General features: G+C 70.0%; 1 protein-coding gene and 1 pseudogene. Both read left to right on the top strand.

The window, feature by feature from the left end; translation table 11 throughout:
• Positions 1-18: 18 nt before the first annotated feature.
• Positions 19-468, top strand: a pseudogene (locus tag ACFY4A_RS42365) (AMP-binding protein); the annotation flags it as partial.
• Positions 469-558: 90 nt separating this feature from the next.
• Positions 559-3,883 (top strand): amino acid adenylation domain-containing protein (locus ACFY4A_RS42360; RefSeq protein ID WP_390834641.1); only part of this gene is annotated, 3,325 nt, incomplete at its 3' end.

Here is a 3,883-nt window from a genome sequence, read left to right as displayed (position 1 = left end):
GGTGAGGATTTCTCGCGGGTGCTGGCGTCGACGTCGTTGAGTTTCGACGTGTCGGTGTTCGAGCTGTTCGGGCCGCTGGTGTGCGGGGGCAGCATTGAAGTCGTGGGGGATGTTCTGGCGTTGCTGGACCGTGAGGGTGGTCCGGGGGCGGTGAGTTTGATCAGTGCGGTGCCGTCTGCGTTGGGTCAGGTGGTGGGCGCCGGTGGTGGTGCTGGTGGTGTTCTGGGGTTGGTGCGGGCGTCGGTGCGGACGGTGGTGCTGGCGGGTGAGGCGTTGTCGGCGGGTGCGGTGCGGGGGATTCGGGAGGCGTTGCCCGGGGTGCGGGTGGCGAACATCTACGGTCCGACCGAGGCGACGGTGTATTCGGCGGCGTGGTTCGCCCAGGGTGAGGTGGTGGGGGCTCCGCCGATCGGGCGGCCTATCGCGAATGCGCGGGCGTATGTGCTGGACGGGGGGTTGGCTCCGGTTCCGGTGGGTGTGGTGGGTGAGTTGTATGTGGCGGGTGCGGGTCTGGCGCGGGGTTATCTGAATCGTGCCGCTTTGACGGCTGAGCGGTTTGTGGCCGATCCCTTCGGTTCCGGTGGTGAGCGGTTGTACCGGACGGGGGATCTGGTGCGCTGGTCGGTGGGGGGAGACCTGGAGTATGTCGGCCGGGTCGACGAGCAGGTCAAGGTCCGCGGGTTCCGGATCGAGCTCGGTGAGATCGAGGCCGTACTGACCGCTGACGAACGTGTCGCCCAGGCGGCCGTGGTCGTACGTGAGGACACCCCCGGCGACAAGCGCCTGGTCGCCTACGTCGTGCTCACCGAGGGAACCGGCCAAGGCCACAGAGCCCCGGAAACGGACCTGACCGGCTTCGCGGCCGCACGGCTGCCCGAGTACATGGTGCCGGCCGCCGTCGTGGTCCTCGACGCCCTGCCGCTCACACTCAGCGGTAAGCTGGACCGCAAGGCCCTTCCCGCCCCGGAGTACGCCACCGGTGCGGGCCGCAGGCCGGCCGACGCCCGCGAGGAGATTCTCTGCGCGGTGTTCGCCGAGGTCCTCGGTGTGGACCGGGTGGGCGTCGACGACAACTTCTTCGAGCTCGGCGGGCATTCGCTGCTCGCCGTCCGTCTGGTGAGCCGGATCCGGACGGTGCTGGGCGTCGAACTGTCGCTGCGCACCGTCTTCGAGGCCGCCACAGTGGCTCGCCTGGCCACCCGGCTGGAAGGCGCTGGTTCCGTCCGTGCGGCGTTGACGGCGGCCGGGGAGCGTCCGGAGCGGGTGCCGTTGTCGTTCGCGCAGCAACGCCTATGGTTCCTGGGGCAGTTGGAGGGTCCGAGCGCGACGTACAACATTCCTGTCGCGGTGCGTCTTACCGGTGATGTGGACCGGGACGCACTGGGTGCTGCGCTGCGGGACGTGGTGGGGCGGCACGAGGTGCTGCGTACGGTGTTCGCGGTGGCGGACAGCGAGCCGTACCAATGCGTCATGGATGCCGGGGATCTGGAGTGGGAGCTCCAGGTGGTGGACGTGGCGCCGGACGCGCTGGCCGGTGCGGTCGCCGTGGCGCGCGGCCATGCCTTCGACCTTTCCGAGGAAATCCCCTTCCGAGCGTGGTTGTTCGTGGCGGGGCCGGCGGAGCAGGTGCTGGTCGTCGTGGTGCATCACATCGCGGGGGACGGCTGGTCGATGGGGCCGTTGGCGCGGGATGTGTCGGCGGCGTACGAGGCGCGGTGTGCGGGCCGGGCACCGGAGTGGGAGCCGCTGCCCGTCCAGTACGCGGACTACGCGCTGTGGCAGCGCGAGCTGCTGGGCGAGGAGAGCGACCCGGAGAGTGTGATCTCGCGACAGGTGGCGTACTGGCGTGAGGCGCTGGCCGGTGTGCCGGAGGAGTTGGAGCTGCCGTTCGACCGTGCGCGGCCTGCAGTGGCGAGCCACCGGGGTCACAGTGTGCCGCTGGAGGTTCCGGCACAAGTGCACGCGCGGCTCGCGGAGTTGGCGCGGGCCGAGGGCGTGACGGTGTTCATGGTGCTGCAGGCCGCGCTGGCGGTGCTGCTGTCGCGGCTGGGCGCGGGCACCGACATTCCGGTCGGTTCGGCGGTCGCCGGCCGTACCGACGAGGCCATGGACGACCTGGTCGGGTTCTTCGTCAACACGCTGGTGATCCGTACCGACCTGTCGGGGAACCCGACCTTCCGTGAACTCCTCGGCCGTCTACGGGAAACGGGACTGTCGGCGTACGCGCATCAGGATGTGCCGTTCGAGCGGCTCGTGGAGGAGCTGGCGCCGGTCCGTTCCCTGTCCCGGCACCCGCTGTTCCAGGTCATGCTCACCCTGCAGAACACGGGCCGGGCCGAACTCGAGTTGGCCGGACTGAGCTCCGAGGCCGTGGCAGCCGGTGCGCCCACGGCGAAGTTCGACCTCGACGTGATCGTCGGAGAGGAGTTCGACGGCGAGGGTGCGCCGGCCGGGCTCGGCGGCTCGGTGATCGCGGCGGCAGACCTGTTCGACGAGGCGAGCGCCCAACGGCTCGCGTGGCGTTGGACACGAGTGCTCGAACTGCTGGGAGCCGACCCCGAACTGCGGGTGGGCGCCGTCGACGTGCTCGATGACGACGAGCGGCGCCGGGTTCTCCTGGAGTGGAACGGGACTTCGGCCGATGAGCCGGCGGTTTCGGCGACGACGGCTGCGACGGCGGTGGAGCTGTTCGAAGCGCAGGCCGCGCGGACGCCGGACGCGGTGGCGGTGGTGTTCGAGGGCTCCTCGGTGTCGTACGCGGAGCTGGACGCGCGCGCGAACCGACTGGCACGCCTGCTCATCGGGCAGGGTGTGGGGCCGGAGTCGGTCGTCGGGGTGATGTTCGACCGAGGCGTCGACCTCGTGGTCGGTCTCCTGGGTGTACTGAAGGCGGGCGGCACGTACCTGCCCCTCGACCCGGCCTATCCGGCCGAGCGGAACGCCTTCGTGCTCGCGGACTCGGGGGCGGAGACCGTGGTGACCTCCGCCTCGGTCGCGGACCTGGTGCCCGTGCCGGACGGCGGCGGCGACCGGACGTCGGTGACCCGTGTGGTGGTCGATTCTCCCTCCCTGGAAGCCGAGTTGGCCCAGCTGTCCCGAAGCCCGTTGGGTCAGGACGAGCGGTCGCGGCCGCTGCTCCCGTCGCATCCGGCGTATGTCATCTACACGTCGGGGTCGACGGGAACGCCGAAGGGCGTGGTGGTGACCCACCGCAGTCTCGCGCAACTGTGCGCGAGGAACCGGGAGTTGCTGTTCGCGCCGCTGACCGGTGGCGGCGACCGGCCACTGCGGGTGGCGTTGACGACGTCGGTGTCGTTCGACGCGTCGTGGGACCAGCTGTCGTGCCTGTTCGACGGTCATGAACTGCACGTCGTGGACGCCGATACGTGGACCGATGCGCGCTCGCTGGTGCGATGGCTGACCCACAGCGGCATCGACTTGGTGAACGTGACGCCCTCGTATCTCCAACTGCTCATGGACCAGGGGTTGTTGGACGGCGTCGGATCGAGCCCCAAGCGCATTGTCGTGGGTGGCGAGGCGGTTCCGGAGGACGTGTGGCACCGGCTGCGATCGGTGGAGGGGATCGAAGGACTCAACTTCTACGGCCCGACGGAGTGCACGGTCGATGCGACGGTCGCCCGGGTGGCAGGGGAGTCCGGACCTGTCATCGGTACGCCGGTCGCCGGCGCACAGGTGTACGTGCTGGACGCCTCGCTGGAGCCCGTGCCGGTGGGTGTGGTGGGTGAACTGTATGTGGCGGGCGCCTGCCTGGCCCGGGGTTACCTGAACCGTGCCGGGCTGACCGCCGAGCGGTTCGTGGCGTGCCCGTTCGGTGGCGTGGGCGAGCGGATGTACCGGACCGGCGACCGCGCCCGCTGGTCGG

The sequence above is a fragment of the Streptomyces sp. NPDC001292 genome (genome assembly GCF_042896465.1).
GTDB lineage: Bacteria > Actinomycetota > Actinomycetes > Streptomycetales > Streptomycetaceae > Streptomyces.
This window is presented reverse-complemented; position numbering and strand designations above follow the sequence as displayed.